This is a genomic window from Mesorhizobium sp. M0998 (assembly GCF_040318885.1).
Taxonomy (GTDB): Bacteria; Pseudomonadota; Alphaproteobacteria; order Rhizobiales; family Rhizobiaceae; genus Mesorhizobium.
Map to the genome: position 1 here is coordinate 64,146 of NZ_JAMYND010000012.1, position 17,643 is coordinate 81,788.

At 64.7% G+C, this 17,643-nt stretch carries 14 protein-coding genes and 1 pseudogene; 9 read left to right on the forward strand and 6 right to left on the reverse strand.

Features of this window, described 5'->3' with window-relative positions; translation table 11 throughout:
- Positions 1-23: 23 nt before the first annotated feature.
- Both NKH59_RS13810 and NKH59_RS13815 read left to right on the forward strand, forming a co-directional pair.
- Positions 24-2,276: a transglycosylase domain-containing protein gene (locus tag NKH59_RS13810; RefSeq protein ID WP_352539424.1), complete on the forward strand. Its 2,253-nt coding sequence runs from the start codon at positions 24-26 to the stop codon at positions 2,274-2,276.
- A 62-nt stretch (positions 2,277-2,338) separates the two neighbouring features.
- Complete coding sequence (locus tag NKH59_RS13815; protein WP_023718933.1) at positions 2,339-3,091, forward strand: SDR family NAD(P)-dependent oxidoreductase; 753 nt, start codon at positions 2,339-2,341, stop codon at positions 3,089-3,091.
- 112 nt (positions 3,092-3,203) lie between these two features.
- On the opposite strand, the pseudogene NKH59_RS13820 reads toward NKH59_RS13815, so the two are convergent.
- Positions 3,204-4,975, reverse strand: a pseudogene (locus NKH59_RS13820) (cation:proton antiporter domain-containing protein).
- A gap of 227 nt (positions 4,976-5,202) precedes the next feature.
- A complete protein-coding gene (locus NKH59_RS13825) occupies positions 5,203-5,652 on the reverse strand; it encodes a baeRF12 domain-containing protein (RefSeq protein WP_352539423.1) in 450 nt (149 codons plus the stop codon).
- Between the two features lie 440 nt (positions 5,653-6,092).
- Between NKH59_RS13825 and cysG the strand changes: the two genes are divergently transcribed.
- The 6 genes from cysG to NKH59_RS13855 all read left to right on the forward strand — a co-directional run bounded on the left by cysG (position 6,093) and on the right by NKH59_RS13855 (position 11,811).
- On the forward strand, positions 6,093-7,544 hold the full coding sequence (gene cysG / locus NKH59_RS13830) for a siroheme synthase CysG (RefSeq protein ID WP_352539422.1): 1,452 nt from the start codon (positions 6,093-6,095) through the stop codon (positions 7,542-7,544).
- The gene (locus NKH59_RS13835; protein WP_352469417.1) at positions 7,541-7,846 is read left to right on the forward strand and encodes a DUF2849 domain-containing protein; all 306 of its coding nucleotides are present in this window, start codon (positions 7,541-7,543) and stop codon (positions 7,844-7,846) included. Before cysG ends, NKH59_RS13835 begins: the two co-directional genes overlap by 4 nt.
- Positions 7,847-7,919: 73 nt before the next feature.
- Positions 7,920-9,590, forward strand: coding sequence for a nitrite/sulfite reductase (locus NKH59_RS13840; RefSeq protein WP_352539421.1), 1,671 nt, complete (start codon positions 7,920-7,922; stop codon positions 9,588-9,590).
- Positions 9,565-10,329, forward strand: coding sequence for a phosphoadenylyl-sulfate reductase (locus NKH59_RS13845; protein WP_353022182.1), 765 nt, complete (start codon positions 9,565-9,567; stop codon positions 10,327-10,329). The genes NKH59_RS13840 and NKH59_RS13845 overlap by 26 nt, the downstream gene beginning before the upstream one ends.
- A gap of 187 nt (positions 10,330-10,516) precedes the next feature.
- Positions 10,517-11,053 (forward strand): DUF934 domain-containing protein, encoded by a 537-nt coding sequence (locus NKH59_RS13850; RefSeq protein ID WP_352539420.1) that lies wholly within the window; start codon positions 10,517-10,519, stop codon positions 11,051-11,053.
- A gap of 137 nt (positions 11,054-11,190) precedes the next feature.
- On the forward strand, positions 11,191-11,811 hold the full coding sequence (locus NKH59_RS13855; protein WP_352539419.1) for a DJ-1/PfpI family protein: 621 nt from the start codon (positions 11,191-11,193) through the stop codon (positions 11,809-11,811).
- Positions 11,812-11,958: 147 nt separating this feature from the next.
- On the opposite strand, the gene NKH59_RS13860 is transcribed toward NKH59_RS13855, so the two are convergent.
- Both NKH59_RS13860 and NKH59_RS13865 read right to left on the reverse strand, forming a co-directional pair.
- Entirely contained in the window at positions 11,959-12,981 is a 1,023-nt protein-coding gene (locus tag NKH59_RS13860; RefSeq protein ID WP_352469420.1) for a fatty acid desaturase, read from the reverse strand.
- A gap of 126 nt (positions 12,982-13,107) precedes the next feature.
- Positions 13,108-13,311 (reverse strand): hypothetical protein, encoded by a 204-nt coding sequence (locus NKH59_RS13865; RefSeq protein WP_023675249.1) that lies wholly within the window; start codon positions 13,309-13,311, stop codon positions 13,108-13,110.
- Between the two features lie 236 nt (positions 13,312-13,547).
- Here NKH59_RS13865 and grpE point away from each other — a divergent pair, with 236 nt between their 5' ends.
- Positions 13,548-14,183 carry a nucleotide exchange factor GrpE gene (grpE, locus tag NKH59_RS13870; RefSeq protein WP_023675250.1) on the forward strand — a complete coding sequence of 212 codons (636 nt, stop codon included), beginning with the start codon at positions 13,548-13,550 and terminating at the stop codon, positions 14,181-14,183.
- 136 nt (positions 14,184-14,319) lie between these two features.
- On the opposite strand, the gene olsB is transcribed toward grpE, so the two are convergent.
- Together olsB and NKH59_RS13880 are read right to left on the reverse strand one after the other, a co-directional pair.
- Positions 14,320-15,195 (reverse strand): l-ornithine N(alpha)-acyltransferase, encoded by an 876-nt coding sequence (gene olsB / locus NKH59_RS13875; RefSeq protein ID WP_023675251.1) that lies wholly within the window; start codon positions 15,193-15,195, stop codon positions 14,320-14,322.
- 149 nt (positions 15,196-15,344) lie between these two features.
- The gene (locus NKH59_RS13880) at positions 15,345-17,633 is read right to left on the reverse strand and encodes a PAS domain-containing hybrid sensor histidine kinase/response regulator (protein WP_352539418.1); all 2,289 of its coding nucleotides are present in this window, start codon (positions 17,631-17,633) and stop codon (positions 15,345-15,347) included.
- Between the last annotated feature and the right edge of the window lie 10 nt (positions 17,634-17,643).

Here is a 17,643-nt window from a genome sequence, read left to right on the forward strand (position 1 = left end):
GCATGGGGAAGACAGCACAGCGCATGGCGAACCGGAAAGACAGCCGCATCGAGCCCAGCTTCGAGGCATCGCCGGGGGCGAGATCCTCGGCCGGTTTTTCGGTAAGCGAGGAGGACCGCGTCGTGCCGAGCAACCGAAAAGCCGCTGCAAAGCGCAAATCGTCCAGGGCCAAGCCGCCGCGCGGCGGGCGCGGCAAAAGCCGGCGCGGCGTGTTCGGCGTGCTTGCCCGGCTGTTCTACTGGTGCTTCGTGCTGGCCATCTGGGGCGGCATCGCCACTGCCGGCATCGTCGTCTATTACGGCGCGAAAATGCCGGCGGCCACCACCTGGGCCATTCCCGACCGCGCCCCCAACATCAAGATCGTCTCGGTCGACGGCCAGCTGCTTGGCAATCGCGGCATGAGCGGCGGCGAGGCCGTCGGCCTGCACGAAATGTCGCCCTATATTCCCGAGGCCGTCATCGCCATCGAAGACCGCCGCTTCTATTCGCATTTCGGCATCGACCCGATCGGCCTTTCCCGGGCCATGGTGACCAACGTGCTGGGCGGGCATTTTTCGCAGGGCGGCTCGACGCTGACCCAGCAGCTGGCCAAGAACCTGTTCCTGACGCCGGACCGCACGCTGGAACGCAAGGTGCAGGAAGTGCTCTTGGCGCTGTGGCTGGAGCACAAGCATACGAAGGACCAGATCCTCGAAATGTACCTCAACCGGGTTTATTTCGGCTCTGGCGCCTATGGTGTCGAAGCGGCCTCGCGCCGCTATTTCGGCAAGAGCGCGCGTGACGTCACGCTGTCGGAGGCCGCCCTTCTCGCCGGTCTGCTCAAGGCGCCGTCGCGGCTGTCGCCGGCGCGCGACCCGAAGGCGGCCGAGCAGCGCTCGCAGCTGGTGCTCGCCGCGATGCGCGACGAGGGCAAGATCAGCGCCAAGGAGCAGACCACGGCAATGAGCGCGCCGGCGACACGCGCGCCGTCCTACTGGACCGGCTCGGAAAACTACGTCGCCGATACGATCATGGAAGAACTGCCCGACCTGATCGGCGACGTGCGCCGCGATATCGTCGTCGACACGACCGTCGACCTGACGCTGCAGAAACTCGCCGAGCAATCGATCCGCCGGCTGATCGACCAGAGCGGCAAGAAGCTCAATGTCAGCCAGGGCGCGCTGGTGTCGATCGACAATTCCGGCGCGGTGCGTGCGATGGTCGGCGGTTACGACTATTCGACCAGCCAGTTCGACCGCGCCTCGGAGGCGCGCCGCCAGCCGGGCTCGGCGTTCAAGCCGTTCGTCTACATGGCGGCGCTGGAATCCGGCCGCACGCCCGACAGCGTGCGCAACGACGCGCCGATCAAGATCGGCAACTGGACGCCCGACAATTACGGCGGCAAATATTTCGGCAAGGTGACGCTGGCGACGGCGCTGGCAAAATCGCTGAACTCGGTGGCCGCGCAGCTGACCATGGAAGTCGGGCCGAATGCGGTGGTCGAGGCGGCGCACCGCATGGGCGTCCAGTCCGAGCTGACGGCCAACACCTCGATCGCGCTCGGCACCTCGGAAGTGACGCCGCTGGAACTGACCTCGGCCTATGTTCCCTTCGCCAATGGCGGTTACAAGCCGGACATCCATTTCATCCGCCGCGTCACGACGAGCGACGGCAAGGTGCTCTACGAAAACAATGGCGGCGGTGCGCCGCGGGTCGTCAATCCCGATGTTGTCGGCATGATGAACTCGATGATGACCGGCACGGTCGAGATCGGCACGGCCAGGAAGGCGGCGTTCGCCTGGCCGGCGGCCGGCAAGACAGGCACCAGCCAGAACTCGCGCGACGCGTGGTTCATCGGCTATACCGCCAACCTCACCACCGGCGTCTGGTTCGGCAATGATGACGGCAGCGCGATGAAGAAGGTCACCGGCGGCGCATTGCCGGCGCAGGCCTGGCACGAGTTCATGGTCGCCGCGCATGAGGGCGTGCCGGTGCGGCCGCTGCCTGGAACCTGGAAGTCGACGCCGCCCGACACCATCGTCCCGGACGACATACCGTCCGATACGGCGCCGCCGGCGCCGGTCGCTTCCGTCGGCCAATCGGCGCCGCCTGTGGCAGCTACCGAGTCGGCTTCGCGTCCCGCGCGTCCTGCCGAGACGGTCGATGCCGGCGGCCTTGCCATGCCGGGCGTCGATAGCGCCACCGGATCGATCAAGCACCCGGTGCCGCCCGGCAATGTCGGCGGCCCGGTCAAGAAGCGGCAGACGTCGATCCTGGACATCCTGACAGGCGGCTGAACAACAGGCCCCCTCGCCACCGCTGCCGCGTTCCGCTACATCTCCCGTTTGGAGACCGCGACATGGCTGAACCCGACACCAGAAAGACCATCGTGCTGACCGGCGCCAGCCGTGGCATCGGCCATGCCACGGTCAAGCGCTTTTCACGCGAAGGCTGGCGCGTCATCACCTGCTCGCGCCAGGCCTTTGCCGAGGACTGCCCGTGGCCGGCCGGCCCGGAAGACCACATCAAGGTCGATCTCGCCGACCAGGAGGATGTCGGCATCGCCATCTCCGAGATCCGCCACCGGCTCGAGGCGCATGGCGGGCAGCTGCATGCGCTGGTCAACAATGCCGGCATCTCGCCGAAGCTCAAGGACGGCAACAGCCGCATGAACTCGATCGACACGCCGATGCATGTCTGGCGCGACGTCTTCCAGGTGAATTTCTTCGCGCCGATCATGCTGGCGCGCGGACTGTTCAAGGAGCTGGCATCGGCCAAGGGCTCGATCGTCAACGTCACCTCGATCGCCGGCACCCGGGTGCACCCCTTCGCCGGTACCGCTTATGCGACGTCGAAGGCAGCACTCGGCTCGCTGACACGCGAGATGGCGCATGATTTCGGCCCGCACGGCATTCGCGTCAACGCCATTGCGCCGGGCGAGATCGACACCGCGATCCTGTCGCCGGGCACCGAAAAAATCGTCGAGACCATCCCGCTGAGGCGGCTGGGCACCACGGCGGAAGTCGCCGACATCATCTTCTTCCTGTGCTCGCAGCAGGCGTCCTACGTGACCGGCTCGGAAATACACATCAATGGCGGCCAGCACGTTTGAGCGGTTGGTTTTGATCAATCGTTGACGCTGCCCCTCATCCCCCTGCGGGACTTTCTCCCGTGAAGAACGGGGAGAAGGGGCTTGACCGCAACGCTGGCGGGGCAGCGCAGGCTTAGGTTGCCGGGGGCGCTTTCGGTGCTGCCAAAACCACCTCGACAATGCCGCGGGCGATCTCGCGTTCGCCCATGATGACGGTGTCGGCACCAAGGTTTTTGAGGTGCTCGACCTCGGCATCGGAATGGGCGCGGGCGATGATTTCGATTGTCGGATTGGCGGCGCGGGCGCGCAGAACGACCTGGCCGGCCTCGAAGGCGTTGGGAATGGCCAGGATCAGCCGCTTCGCCCCCTCGGGATTGGATGCGGCGAACACGTCGCCACTCGCCGCGTTGCCGGGTACGGTTTCGACCCCTTCGGCCTTGAGCTTCGCCAGCGTCTTGTCGGCATCCTCGATGACGAGGAAGGGCAGGGCGGCCTGCCTCAGCGCCGTGCCGACGAGGCTGCCGACGCGGCCGTAGCCGATCAGGATGGTGTGGCCGGTCAGCCTCGTCCTGGGCGGTGGGCCATCCTCGTTAGCAGCCGCCGCGACCGAAGCCACCTGGCCGGGCTCGGTCGCCGGGCCGATCGGCCTTGCTTCGCCGGACGGCGCCGTCCTGCCGGCGCGTGCTTCCAGCCAGGGTTTCATCCGGTCGACGGCAAGAAACATCAGCGGATTGAGGACGATCGACAGGATGGCGCCGGCGAGGATGAGGTCGCGGCCTTGTTCGGGCAGCAGTTTCAGCCCGACGCCGAGTTCAGCCAGGATGAACGAGAATTCGCCGATCTGGGCTAGGCTTGCCGAAATCATCAATGCGGTTGCCACCGGATAGCGGAAGACGACGACGATGACGAAGGCTGCCAGCGACTTGCCGACAACGATGATGGCCAGCGTCGCCAGGATCGGCCAGCCATTGCTGATCACGCTGAACGGGTCGAACAGCATGCCGACCGAAACGAAGAACAGCACGGAAAAGGCGTCGCGCAGCGGCAGCGATTCCTCGGCGGCCCGGTGGCTGAGCTCGGATTCGCTCATGATCATGCCGGCGAAGAAAGCGCCGAGAGCCAGCGACACGCCGAACAGCTTGGCCGCGCCGAAGGCGACGCCAAGCGCAATCGCAAGCACCGCCAGCCGGAACAGTTCGCGCGATCCGGTATGGGCGACGTAGTGCAGGATCCAGGGGATAAGCCGGCGGCCGACCACCAGCATGACCACACAAAGGCCGCGACCTTGGCCAGTGTGACGGCGACGACGCCCCAGACGCCGTAGCTCGCCGGCAGCGACAGCAGACTGCTGGAGTGCACCTCCACCTGCTCTTGGCCGCCGAGCACGCCGGCCAACGCCGGCAAAAGCACCAGCGCCAGCACCATCGCCAGATCCTCGACGATCAGCCACCCGACGGCGATGCGGCCGCGCTCGGTCTCGATCAGCCGCCGCTCCTGCAGGGCGCGCAACAGCACCACGGTCGAGGCCACGGAAAGCGCCAGGCCAAAGACCAGTCCCGCACCGATCGACCAGCCGAGCATCCAGGCAAGGCCGGCGCCGAGAGCTGTCGCGAAGCCGATCTGCACAATGGCGCCGGGCACGGCGATGGCGCGGACCGACAACAGGTCCTTCAGCGAGAAATGCAGGCCGACGCCGAACATCAGCAGGATGACGCCGATCTCGGCAAGTTCATTGGCGAGGCCGGCATCGGCGACGAAACCCGGCGTGTTCGGTCCAACCAGAACGCCGGCGACGAGGTAGCCTACCAGCGGCGGCACGCGAAAACGGTTGGCAAGTGCGCCGAAGACGAAAGCCAGCCCCAGACCGGCGACGATGGTGGCGATAAGGGGCGTGTCATGCGGCATTGTCTATGGAGCACCTTCAGGAATCGCGATGTCGGATATGCGCCGTCCAAAAGCCGCCGCCTTGGCAGTATGGAGGCTGGGACAGTCGCGAGACAACCCGCAATCCCCATGAAATCGATGGCAAGGCGGCAAAAAGGCGTTGAGCCGGCAAGCGTTGCCACCCGGCGCGGCCTGCTCCAGGCAGGCGATTGCTATGGAAACGAAAGTTGCGCGCCGCCGATGCCCGATCAGGTCGCCTGCAGCAGGCTCTCGATATCGGGTATGCTGTGGTTGGTCAGCGTCTTTGGAATTTCGGCCGTTATCTTGTCGGTGACCTCCTTGTGCAGCTTCCTGCGCATGTCGCCCAGCACCGGCGGCGGCGCGATCAGCACGATCTCCTTGAAGCTGCCGCGATGCGCGAGCTTGTAGAGCCTGTCGGCAATCTCTTCGGCAAAACGCTCCTTGCCGAGACGGTGCCAGTCGGTGTCCTCGACCGCACTGCGGTGGACGGAAGGGCCGTCGCTGTAGCGGCCGGGGCGGTCCGTGCCTTGTTCTCGGGTTGCCGGATTTTCCTGCTGCATCTCGTGCACGACCTGAAGGTCGGGATATTGGACGTCTCCACGGTTCTCGAGGAACAGCGCCTTTTCGCCATCTGCCACCACGATCCATAGTCCGCGTTTCAGTCTGACGTTGCTCATGGGGCGCTCCTTTTTTGATTTTTCGAGCCCATCGCCGGGCCTTTGCCGCAGGGGTGTGACCGGGCCTGGGTCCATAGAGCAAACGCGTGCCGAGGCGGGAATGTTCCGGCACTCGGACCCGGTGCTCCGACAGGGGTCGGCGAGAGTGCGGGGCTGCCGTCGATCGCTTGGTCAGCATCCGGCGGCTTAATCTACTAAATTGATAGAATTTAGAAAAATCTGTTTTGTGGTTAGCTCCTCCGGCCGCTAAAAAGGCAGCGGATCAAGGGCTGCAACAGCAGCTTCAATCTGCCCCGCATTTGAATGTGGAATATTTTTCTCTTGGCCTTCATGCTTGCAGAAAAGAGATTGCCTGCTACGAAGCGATGCGCGAGTGGGTGCCTTCTGGTTTTTCGCGCCTCCGCGTAGAACTGACAAACGGTTCCAGGATTCCGCTCGTCATGCCGCAAGCCACACCCAAGCTCAATGCCTTTCCCGTCTTCATGCGGGTCGAGGGCGAAGCCATAGCCATCGTCGGCGGCGCAGAGGAAGCGCTGGCCAAGGCGCGGCTGCTCGCGCAGTCGAGCGCTGTGCTGCGCATCGTCAGCGATGAAACAAGCCCGGAGCTGCTGGCCTTTATCGCCGAGACGGGGGCCGCCCACATCGCCGACGTCTATGATGCAGCACATCTCAATGGTGCGGTGATGGTGTTTGCCGCCAGCGGCGACGAGGCGCTCGATCGCCGCGTTGCCGGGGATGCGCGCCGGCTGGGCATTCCGGTCAATGCCGTCGACCGGCCGGAGCTATGCGATTTCTTCACGCCGGCACTGGTCAACCGCGCGCCGGTCGCCATTGCCATCGGCACGGAAGGTGCCGGCCCGGTGCTGGCGCAGATGCTGCGCAGCCGCATCGACCGCATGCTGGCGCCCTCGCTCGGGCCGCTCGCGGCGCTCGCCGCATCTTTTCGCGACACCGCCGAAAGACTGCTGCCGAAGGGCAATGCCCGCCGCCGCTTCTGGAGCGATTTCTTTGGCGGCGCGCCGGCCCGCGCTGTCGAGGCAGGCGAGCTTTCGCAGGCGCATGATGCGGCCGTCGGCCTGCTGCTTTCGACAGAACCGGCATCGGGCCATATCGCGCTTGTAGGCGCCGGTCCAGGCGCCGAGGACCTTTTGACGCTGCGCGCCCATCGCCTGCTGATGGAAGCCGACGTGATCGTCCATGACGCGCTGGTGCCGGAGGCGATCGTCGCAATGGGCCGTCGCGATGCCGAGCGCCTGCCGGTCGGCAAGCGCAAGGGCTGCCATTCCAAGAGCCAGGCCGAGATCAATGCGCTGCTGGTCGAGCTTGGCCACGCCGGCAAGCGTGTCGTGCGGCTGAAGTCCGGCGACCCGCTGGTGTTCGGCCGGGCCGGCGAGGAGATGGCGGCACTTCGCGATGCCGGCGTCGCCTACGAAGTGGTTCCGGGCGTCACCGCGGCCTTCGCCGCCGCCGCCGATTTCGAACTGCCGCTGACGCTGCGCGGCGTGTCGTCGTCGATGGTGTTCACCACCGGCCATGACCTCAAGGGAAATTCGCTGCCCGACTGGGCAAAGCTCGCCATTTCCGGCGCGACGGTCGCCGTCTATATGGGCCGCTCGGTCGCCGCCGAGGTCGCCGGCCGGCTGATCGAAGCCGGCCTGTCGCCGGATACGGCCGTCGCCGTGGTCGAGAATGCCAGCCTTGCCAACCGCCGCCGTTTCCACGGCACGCTCGCCGACCTGCCGTCGCTGGAGGCGCGCGCCGACCTCAGCGGCCCGGTGATGACCATCATCGGCGACGCGGTCGCCGGGGCCAATTTCGAACGGTCCGAGCCGCTGGCGGCACACAGGCAGGAAAGCGTGGCGAGTGCTGCCGCGCAAGGAGTGAGCCAATGAAAGTCCTGACCGCGAACCGCCTCGCCGACGGCATAGCCGTCTGGTACGCCAATGGCGGCTGGGCCGAGATCATCGACCATGCCGACATCGCCCATGACAAGGCGGCCGAGGACCGGCTGGAGGCAATCGGCGCCAAGGCCTCCGCCAACAACGAAGTGGTCGACGTCAACCTGATAGACGTGACCGTGGCCAACGGCACGGTCGAAGCGGTCCGGCTGCGTGAAAAGATCCGTGCCGCCGGCCCGACCACCCGCAACGACCTGGGCAAGCAGGCCCGTCCGCAAGCCGCACGCGCGGCATAGATGACACAAGCATGATCCCGATCATGCTCGAACGAAGAAAATAACGGGCGGACGCGCCCGGAAAGACCTGAATATGTACCGTTACGATGAGTTCGACCACGATTTCGTCAAGGCCCGCGTCGCCGAGTTCAGCGACCAGGTCGCGCGGCGCCTTGCCGGCGAGATCACCGAGGACCAGTTCCGGCCGCTGCGACTGATGAACGGCGTCTATCTGCAGCTGCATGCCTATATGCTGCGCATCGCCGTGCCCTACGGCACGCTGAACAGCAAGCAGCTGCGCATGCTCGGCCACATCGCCCGCAAATACGACAAAGGTTACGGCCATTTCACGACGCGCCAGAACATCCAGTTCAACTGGCCGGCGCTGTCGGACATCCCGGCGATCCTGGCTGATCTGGCAAGCGTCGAAATGCACGCCATCCAGACCAGCGGCAATTGCATCCGCAACGTCACCGCCGACCACTTCGCCGGCGCCGCCGCTGACGAGGTTGCCGATCCGCGCCCCTATGCCGAAATCCTGCGGCAATGGTCCTCGGTGCATCCGGAGTTCTCGTTCCTGCCGCGAAAATTCAAGATCGCGGTGACCGGCGCCGAGCGCGACCGCGCCGCCATCCAGACGCACGACATCGGCTTGCATCTGAAGAAGAACGCTGCCGGCGAGCTCGGTTTCGCCGTCTATGTCGGCGGCGGCCAGGGCCGCACGCCGATGGTCGCCAAGAAGATCCGCGATTTCCTGCCCGAAGCGGATCTGTTGTCCTACTGCACGGCGATCCTGCGCGTTTACAACCTCTACGGCCGGCGCGACAACAAGTTCAAGGCGCGCATCAAGATCCTGGTCCATGAGACCGGCGTCGAGGAGATCACCCGCCAGGTCGAGGCCGAATGGCAGGAGTTGAAGGACGCCGAGCTGAGGCTGCCGGAAGAAGACATCCGCGCCATCGATGCCTATTTCGCGCCGCCTCCGCTTGTCGACCGGCCGGAAGGCGACGAGGCGGTCAAGCTTGCCCGTCTCGACTCCAAGAGCTTTTCCGAATGGCTGGATCAGAATGTGGTCACCCATCGCCATCCCGACTACGCGGCGGTGACCATCTCGCTCAAGGGCATCGGCGAGACGCCGGGCGATGCCTCCGACAGCCAGATGGAAGTGGTCGCCGACATTGCCGAAAAATATTCATTCGACGAGCTGCGCGTCAGTCACGAGCAGAACCTGATCCTGCCGCATGTGGCGCGGGCCGACCTCAAGGCGGTCTATGACGCGCTTGTCGATATCGGGCTGGCGACGGCCAATTCCAACCTGATCAGCGACATCATCTCCTGCCCCGGCCTCGACTATTGCGCGCTGGCAACGGCGCGTTCCATTCCCGTGGCGCAGGAAATCTCGCGGCGCTTTGCTTCGCTGGAGCGCCAGCGCGACATCGGCGAATTGAAGCTGAAGATTTCCGGCTGCATCAATGCCTGTGGCCATCACCATGTCGGCCATATAGGCATCCTGGGCGTCGAGAAGAAAGGCGCCGAGCTTTACCAGGTGACGCTCGGCGGCTCGGCCGACGAGAACACCTCGGTCGGCGAGATCATCGGCCGCGGCTTCAGTTCGGAAGAGATCACCGATGCCATCGAGCAGATCGTCGAGACCTATCTCGGGCTTCGGCTGGACAGAAACGAAAGATTCATCGACGCCTACCGCCGAGTCGGTCCCGCGCCGTTCAAGGAGGCGCTCTATGCTGGCGAAGCCAAGGCCGCTTGACCGTATCGTCGACGTCGAGGCCGGCATCGCCGCCCAAGCGGCGGGTCTCGACGCGCTCTACGGCCATCTGAAGCCGCTGGAGATCATCGAGCGGTCGACCCGGGAGTTCTTTCACGGCGAAATCGCCGCCGTCTCGTCCTTCGGCGCGGATTCAGCGGTGCTGCTGCACATGATCGCCGAGATCGACCGCACGCTGCCGGTGATCTTTCTCGACACCGGCAAGCATTTCGAGGAGACGCTCGGCTACCGTGACGCGCTGGCCGCCGATTTCGGGCTGAGCGATATCCGGGTGATCAGGCCCGACGATGCGGCGCTGGCAAGGATCGACCCGACCGGCAATCTGAACGGGACCGACACCGACGCCTGCTGCGACGTGCGCAAGGTCGAGCCGCTGGCGCGCGGCGTCGAGCCGTTCCGCGCCTGGTTCACCGGCCGCAAGCGCTTCCAGGCGGCGACCCGGGCAGCGCTGCCGGTGTTCGAGGCGGTCGGCTCGCGCATTCGCATCAATCCGCTGGCGCACTGGACGACATCGGACCAGGCCGGCTACATGCGCGCGCATGCGCTGCGTGAAAACCCGCTGGTCGCCTATGGCTATCTGTCGATCGGCTGTTTCCCATGCACGCAGCCGGTGCAACCGGGCGACGATGCGCGCAGCGGCCGCTGGGCCGGGCACGCCAAGACCGAATGCGGCATCCACTTGTCGGGGCTGGAAAGGTCGCTGACCGACGCATCACTTTAGGGTATATTGATATTCAGCCGGCCTGCAAACGGCGGCTTCCTGCGCTTCCGGCGCTCACGTACCCAAAGTACGCTCAGCTCCGGTTGTCGGAGGCCACGCAGTTTGGTCGCTTCGCGCCCGCCTTCGGCTCGGCCTGACCTGAATCTCACGGTGCACTTTAGAATCTTTGGACTTGGGAATTTTCTTGATGAGCGATTTGATAGCCGAAAACGCCATGCGGCTGTGGACACCGGATGGGTTCCGCGAGGACGAGTGGGTTCATGCCGAAAGCGCCGAGGCGCTGGTCGGCAATGGCCGTTTCATCCTGCCGTTGCAGGCGTTTCTCGGCCTCGATCCGGAGGTGCGGCGGTCGGCGAAGGAGCGCATCGGTGTGCTGCTGCAGCCCGGCGATCAGCTCGAGAAGATCGCAGGCCTGCTCGATCAGCTGTCGCTGGTGGCGCTGGCGTTTCCGGCGTTCAATGACGGCCGCTCGTTCTCCAAGGGCGAATTGCTGCGCAGCCGTTATCATTTTGCAGGCGCTATGCGCGCCACCGGGCAGGTGCTGATCGATCAGTTGCCGCATATGCTGCGCGTCGGCTTCGATGAATTCGAGGTATCGCACCCGGTGCTGCTGAAGCGGCTCGAGCAAGGCCGCACCGGCGGACTTCCGCTGTTCTATCAGCCGGCGGTGAAGCCGGAGGCCAAAGGCCCGAAATATTCCTGGCGGCGGGTGCGCGCCGGCTGATCCGCTCCAGAGGGCCAGAAGCCCTATCTGGTCGGACCACATTCCCGATTCAGCCTTTTATTTTGCGCCTCTCCGCCTTAGGATGGGCCTATTATTTCGCGATCCGAATAAATGTGGCCACAAGGGAGGAACCGGGTATGGCTGGCAAGAAGATATTGATGCTCGTTGGCGAGTTCAGCGAGGAGTACGAGATTTTCGTCTTTGAACAGGCCATGCATGCGGTGGGCCACACCGTCCATGTCGTTTGCCCCGACAAGAAGGCCGGCGATATCCTGAAGACCTCGCTGCACGACTTCGAGGGCCACCAGACCTATACGGAAAAGCTCGGCCACGACTACATCCTCAACAAGACGTTTTCCGAGGTCAATCCGGCCGACTACGATGCCGTCTACGCGGCGGGCGGGCGCGGGCCGGAATATATCCGCATCGACAAGCGCGTGCAGGCGCTGGTGCGGCATTTCCATGAGACGGGAAAACCGATCTTCACCATCTGCCACGGCGTGCAGATCCTGATCGCGGTCGACGGCGTGGTGCGCGGCAGGGAAGTCGCGGCGCTGCAATATTGCGAGCCGGAAGTCACGCTGGCCGGCGGCATCTATATCGATGTTGCGCCGACCGGCGCCCATGTCGACGGCAATCTTGTGTCGGCCAAGGGCTGGCCGGGCCTTGCCGCCTTCATGCGCGAATGCCTGAAAGTGCTGGGCACCGAGATCCGCCAGGGCGAGATCCTGATGCGCGACCAGCGCCGGGCGGCTTAAGCTCGGAATGTGGAGCCCGCCGCACCCCTAACGCATGTCGCGCAAAAGTGTCAGCGGTTTTGCGATAACGGCATGCATAAACGACAACCTAAAGCGCGTCGCATGAGGCCGGTCGAGCGCAACGCGCTTTAGGTGCGGCGGTATGCTTTACACGGCCATCCGCGCTTCGCGGAACGATACCAGCTTGCTGCGACTCTCGTCCCACAGCGCCAGCTTGACGCAGCGCAGGCTGTCGAGGAGTGTGACGCGGCCGATCTCACGCAGCTCCGGATAGTCCCTCAACACTTCCGGAAGCCGGTAGCATGGCACCTTGGCCGAGAGGTGATGCACGTGGTGGACGCCGATATTGCCGGTGATCCAGTTCAGCACCGGCGGCAGGTCGTAATAGGACGAACCGTGCAGGGCAGCGTGCTGGAATTCCCACTCGGAGTCCTTTGTCCACTCCGTCTCCTCGAACTGATGCTGGACATAAAACAGCCAGATGCCGGCCGATCCGGCGAGGATGACGATCGGCAAATGCACGACCAGGAACGCGCCGGGGCCAACGAACCAGATGAGCAGCGCGGCGATGACCGCGATGGCGAGATTGGTCGACATCGACGACACCCAGGGGGTGAAACCGCCCCGCATCATGCCCAAGGGCAGTCTCTGCTCGAAAATGAAGATCCATATCGGGCCAAGGCCAAACATCACCAGCGGATGGCGATAGAGGCGATAGGCGAGCCGGCCCCGCCATGACAGTTGCCGATATTCAGCGACCGTCAGTGTCTTGATGTCGCCGGTGCCGCGCTCGTCGAGATTGCCGGCGCTGGCGTGATGGGTTGCGTGGGCGCGGCGCCAGCAATCGTAGGGCGTCAGCGTCAACACGCCAAGCACGCGGCCGATCCAGTCGTCGGCATAGCGGTTGGCAAAGAAGGAGCCGTGGCCGCAATCGTGCTGGATCATGAAGATACGCACCAGAAAGCCGGCTGCCGGAAGGATGAGGACCAGACCCCACCAATGGCCATAGGCATAAGCGGCCGAGGACAGTGCCCACAGCGTGGCGAAGGGGATGAGGGTGATGGCGAGTTCGACGGCGCTGCGACGCCTGTCGGGCTTTTTATAGCGCGACAGGATCTTCAACCAGGCGCGCTTGCTGTTTGCCACAGCTTCGGGGGAAATCATGTTCATCATGAAACATAGGCGGAGCGGCGCGCTGCCGCAAGGCGGAGATCACGCAAAGTTACTGCGGGTAAATGTCGCGCGATGGCGAGGAATTGCGGCCGCAATCGCAGGTCGCGTTGCTGGCGACGGTGTCTACCGACGGCGCCCGCCTGCGACCACCTTGGCTTCGACGCCGTCCAGGCGGTCGAGCAATTCCTTCAGACGGTCGGGAATATCGGACTCCGTGCGGAAGGCCGGTAAGGTGCGCAGAAAGCGCTTGGTCGCCTCGGTGCCGAGCTGGCGCCGGATATCGGCGGCGAGCCCGTCGCGTTTTTCGCCATTCCTGCGGGGCATCATCCAAAATCCTGTGTCGGCTTCGAAACTCTTCCAAGGGAGGAATGGTTCCCGCATTGTAGTGTCCCGGCAAGCAAAGCCGTCGGGTACGGTAAAGTTTGAATTAAAATCGAAAGGTCTGCGCCGTCCGCCATCAAGCAGCGACAGCGGCTGCAGTATCGCTTGCCCCTTGATTTTTGGCCGCTAAACCTCGATATCGGGCGCAAATCCACACCATTCGAAAATGACGGGAAACGGCGATGAGCGACCAGGCAAAAGACGAACGCGCGCCCGATGAAGCCGAGAAGACCGAGGCTGCCGCGGAGCCAAGGGAAGGTGGCGTCGACGGCGACTATGAGGCGCTTGTGCGGCTTCTGAAGGAAAACGAAGAGCTGAAGGATCGCGCGCTGCGCGTCGCGGCCGACATGGAGAATTTGCGTCGCCGTACCGCGCGGGACGTCCACGATGCGCGCGCCTATGCGGTTGCCAATTTTGCCCGCGACATGCTTTCGGTGTCAGACAATCTGCGCCGTGCGCTGGATGCCATCCCGGAGGAGGCCAAGGCGTCGGGCGATGCCGGCTTCAAGGCGCTGATCGACGGCGTCGAGATCACCGAGCGCGCCATGCTGTCGGCGCTGGAACGCCACGGCGTGAAGAAGCTTGAGCCCGAGGGCGAGAAATTCGATCCGAATTTCCACCAGGCGATGTTCGAGGTGCCCAATCCCGACGTACCGGCCAACACAGTCGTGCAGGTCGTGCAGCCCGGCTATTCGATCGGCGAGCGTGTTCTGCGGCCGGCCATGGTCGGCGTCGCCAAGGGCGGCCCCAAGCATGTCGCAAGCGAAGCGCCGGTGGAGCCGGGGCCGGTCAACGAGCAGGCTGAGAAAGATGCGTAAGTTAGGGGAGTAGGGGAATAGGGCAGTACGGGAGTAGGGCAGTACGGGAGTAGGGAATAGCGCTACGTCGGGTAAAGTAGAGCAATTGCCTACTCGGGCCCTTGCCTTCTCTCCGCCTACTCCCCTACTGCCCTATTCAGGCCGCAAACCGCTGCGCTTCTCCGCCATAATAATTGACGTAGCGGGCACCGATCTCCTTGACCGGCATCACCACGAACACGTCGACCGTCGAGAATTCACGGTCGATGACACAACCGTCGCCGATGCGCGCGCCGACGCGCAGATAGCCCTTGACCAGCGGCGGCATCGCCGCGATCGCCGCCTTGGTGTTGACGGCCTCGATCGGCATCAGATCCATGGAACAATAGCGCCCGGCGACGGCGCGCACGTCCCAGGATGAATTCGTCCGGCAGTGGTGGGCAAGATAGGTCAGCGCCTCGGCATGTGCCGCAGGCACGGTGCCGTGGAACGACGCGCAGCCGGTCATCACGCCGATGCCGTAATGGTTGATGTAGGCCCAGATGCCTTGCCACAGCGCCTCGATGGTGCGCTTCGAGCGGTATTCCGGCAGAACGCAGGAGCGGCCGAGCTCGAGGAAGCGCTGGCCGGGATGCCGCGCGATGAGCTTGGTCAGCTCGAATTCACCTTCGGAATAGAAGCCGCCGGCGGCCGCGGCAATCTCCTGCCGCAGCAGGCGGTAGGTGCCGACGATGCGGCGATGCTCGGGGCCGGAAAGCGAAGTATCGAAGACCAGCAGATGATCGCAGAGGGGATCGAAGCGATCGGCATCGCGGCGGTCCTGCATCTGGAACAGGTCCTTCCTGGCACCAAGCTCGTCGTAGAACACCCGGTAGCGCACTTCCTGCGCGGCAGCGATCTCGGCCTCGTTGCGGGCGAGCCGCACTTCGAGATTGCCGATGCGGCCGAGCGATGCGCCTTTTATGACGGCATCGGCGTTCCGGCCGACGAGCAAAGGCCCGCTGGCGTTCGGCCGAGCATCACATTCCGGCATGACTGTATGCACGAGTGATTCTCCTTCGAGCCATCCCTCTTGGCACGGGGATACGGTGTAGGTGCAACAGGATTGTGACAGTACCGTGATACGGCTCTGCGGGCAATACTTCGTCGGCTGGGCAATCTATCAACCGTCTATGTTGTGCCTCAGGCGGCCGCTTGCCCTTCGACCGCATGAACCAGGGCATCGGGGTCGAGCGGCTTGGTGACGAAGCCGCTGGCACCGTGAGCGAGCACGGCGTGGCGGGTCTTTTCCTGGCTGTCGGCCGACAGCACCATGATCGGCACTGGCGGCACCGCGGTCTCCTCCTCATGGCGGCGGATGGCGGCGATGGCGTCCAGGCCGTCCATGACAGGCATATGCAAGTCCATCAGCACCACGTCGTAACGGTGCTTGTGGCCGGTGCTGATGACCGCCTCGACGGCGGCCTTGCCGTTGCCGACCACTTTCACGCGATGCCCGGCCTTCAGCAGCGTGGCGCGGGCCAGCATGGCGTTGATGTCGTTGTCCTCGGCGATCAGCACCGACAGGCCCTGCTGGCGGGCGCCAATGGCGTGCCCCGCCTGCGCGCCGCGCCTTTGCAGTTGCGGCTCGGCGATGACCGGCGCGTGGCTGGTCAAAAGCACGCGCAGCAATGTCTCGCCGCGCACCGGCCTCGCAAGGAAGGTGGCGTAACCATTGGCACGGAACTCGCCAAGCATGCCACGGTCGGTCGGTGCAATCAGCGTCACTGCCTCGCAATCGGCAAATCCGCTCTGGCGCAGGCGCCTGAGCAGCCTGCCGTCGCTTTGCTCCATGGCAGCATCGATCAGCAGCACGTCGCAGCTCTCGGCGAAAGGGGTGGCCTGGGCTGCGGCGGTGGCCAGATCGACCGTGCCGCCATTGGCGCGAATGGTGCGGGCGAGGGCTTCGGCCTCGACCAGGTTCTTCGACACGATCACGGCATGCCGGCCCGACAGCGCGTCCTGGCGGATCTGCGGCGCCTCGACGGCGGAAATAGCGGGAATCTCGAAGACGAATTCGGACCCCTGGCCAAGCCGGCTCGACACAGAGATAGTGCCGCCCATGGCGGTCACCAGGCGCTTGGAAATGGCGAGACCGAGGCCGGCACCGCCATGCGCACGGGTCGAGGTGCCGTCAGCCTGTTCGAAGTCCGCGAATATGCGCTCCATGTCCTCCTCGCGCAGACCGGGGCCGGTGTCGGTGATGGTGAAGCGGATGCGGTCGGTGGTTTCGGTGCGGACGCGGGCGATGCTTGCCAGGACGCCGCCGCTGTCGGTGAACTTGACGGCGTTGCCGATGAGATTGAGCAGCACCTGCCTGACCCTGCCGGGGTCGGCGGTGATCAGCTGCGGCACGTCGGGTTCGACATGACAGCCGAGGCCGATATCCTTGGCAAAAGCCCGCGCCGCCAAAAGCTCGATGACATTGTCGGCGATCTCGCGCACCGACATCGGCTGCGGTTCGGGATCGAAGCGGCCGGCCTCGATCTTGGAGTAGTCGAGCAGGTCCTCGATCAGCGCCAGCAGCGCGCTGGCCGAGGTCGAGATGGCGCCGACATAGGTCCGCTGCTCGGGCGAAAGGCTGGTGTCGGCGAGAAGCCGGGCCATGCCCATGATGCCGTTCATCGGCGTGCGGATCTCGTGGCTGACGGTGGCGAGGAAGCGCGATTTGGCCTGGCTCGCATATTCGGCCCGCTCGCGGGCGGTGATCAGCGAGGATTCGGCGCGCTTGCGAGCGGTGATGTCGCGGGCGATGGCGCGATGCGAAACGGCGCCGCTGTCCTTGTCGCGCACCGACAGCTCGATCCAAGAGAACCAGCGTGGGCCGTCCGGCGTGCGAATGGCGACGTCGGTGGAACTCAGGCATTCATGGTCGGAAAACGCGGCGTCGGGGACGATGCCGACATCGATGCCTAGTTCGGCCAGGGTCTTGCCGGCAAGGTCGCGCTGGTCGGTTTCGACAAGGTCGGCGAAAACCTTGTTGGCGTAGACAATGTGGCCGTCGCGGTCACGATGGACGACGAGATCGCCGAGTGCATCGATCAGCCCGCGAAAGCGCTCCTCGCTCTCCTGCATCTCCCACATGCGGTCGGCCAGCGTCTCTATTTCGGCGCGGCTGCGGGCGGTCGTGGCATCGAGCAGGGCCACCGCGCGGCGCTCGGTGCGCCTGTTGCGCAGATGCATGGCGAGCCCGGCGATGGCTGTCGCCAAAAGGCCGATAGTGATGAAGATCGGCGCCCCGGTCAGATGCGAAAAGCCTGCCAGCACGACAATGGCGACGAGCGTCAGGAAGGGCAGGCCTTCGCGGTTGGAGGCCGGCAGTTCCGGCGCCAGCGGTGGCGCGGCGACAAGCTGCCGTCCTGGCGCCGCGGGGGCCGTCCCGTCGGCCCGTTCGGCTGGTTCCGCCTCTCTGATGCCGGGTTCCGCAATCATACGGAAATCC

What these genes read in the sequence shown, in the direction of transcription:
- NKH59_RS13810 (WP_352539424.1), top strand. Translation starts at nt 24, where the DNA reads ATGGCGAACCGGAAAGACAGCCGCATCGAGCCCAGCTTCGAGGCATCG.
- NKH59_RS13815 (WP_023718933.1), top strand. Translation starts at nt 2,339, where the DNA reads ATGGCTGAACCCGACACCAGAAAGACCATCGTGCTGACCGGCGCCAGC.
- NKH59_RS13825 (WP_352539423.1), bottom strand. Translation starts at nt 5,652, where the DNA reads ATGAGCAACGTCAGACTGAAACGCGGACTATGGATCGTGGTGGCAGAT.
- cysG (WP_352539422.1), top strand. Translation starts at nt 6,093, where the DNA reads ATGCCGCAAGCCACACCCAAGCTCAATGCCTTTCCCGTCTTCATGCGG.
- NKH59_RS13835 (WP_352469417.1), top strand. Translation starts at nt 7,541, where the DNA reads ATGAAAGTCCTGACCGCGAACCGCCTCGCCGACGGCATAGCCGTCTGG.
- NKH59_RS13840 (WP_352539421.1), top strand. Translation starts at nt 7,920, where the DNA reads ATGTACCGTTACGATGAGTTCGACCACGATTTCGTCAAGGCCCGCGTC.
- NKH59_RS13845 (WP_353022182.1), top strand. Translation starts at nt 9,565, where the DNA reads ATGCTGGCGAAGCCAAGGCCGCTTGACCGTATCGTCGACGTCGAGGCC.
- NKH59_RS13850 (WP_352539420.1), top strand. Translation starts at nt 10,517, where the DNA reads ATGAGCGATTTGATAGCCGAAAACGCCATGCGGCTGTGGACACCGGAT.
- NKH59_RS13855 (WP_352539419.1), top strand. Translation starts at nt 11,191, where the DNA reads ATGGCTGGCAAGAAGATATTGATGCTCGTTGGCGAGTTCAGCGAGGAG.
- NKH59_RS13860 (WP_352469420.1), bottom strand. Translation starts at nt 12,981, where the DNA reads ATGAACATGATTTCCCCCGAAGCTGTGGCAAACAGCAAGCGCGCCTGG.
- NKH59_RS13865 (WP_023675249.1), bottom strand. Translation starts at nt 13,311, where the DNA reads ATGATGCCCCGCAGGAATGGCGAAAAACGCGACGGGCTCGCCGCCGAT.
- grpE (WP_023675250.1), top strand. Translation starts at nt 13,548, where the DNA reads ATGAGCGACCAGGCAAAAGACGAACGCGCGCCCGATGAAGCCGAGAAG.
- olsB (WP_023675251.1), bottom strand. Translation starts at nt 15,195, where the DNA reads ATGCCGGAATGTGATGCTCGGCCGAACGCCAGCGGGCCTTTGCTCGTC.
- NKH59_RS13880 (WP_352539418.1), bottom strand. Translation starts at nt 17,633, where the DNA reads ATGATTGCGGAACCCGGCATCAGAGAGGCGGAACCAGCCGAACGGGCC.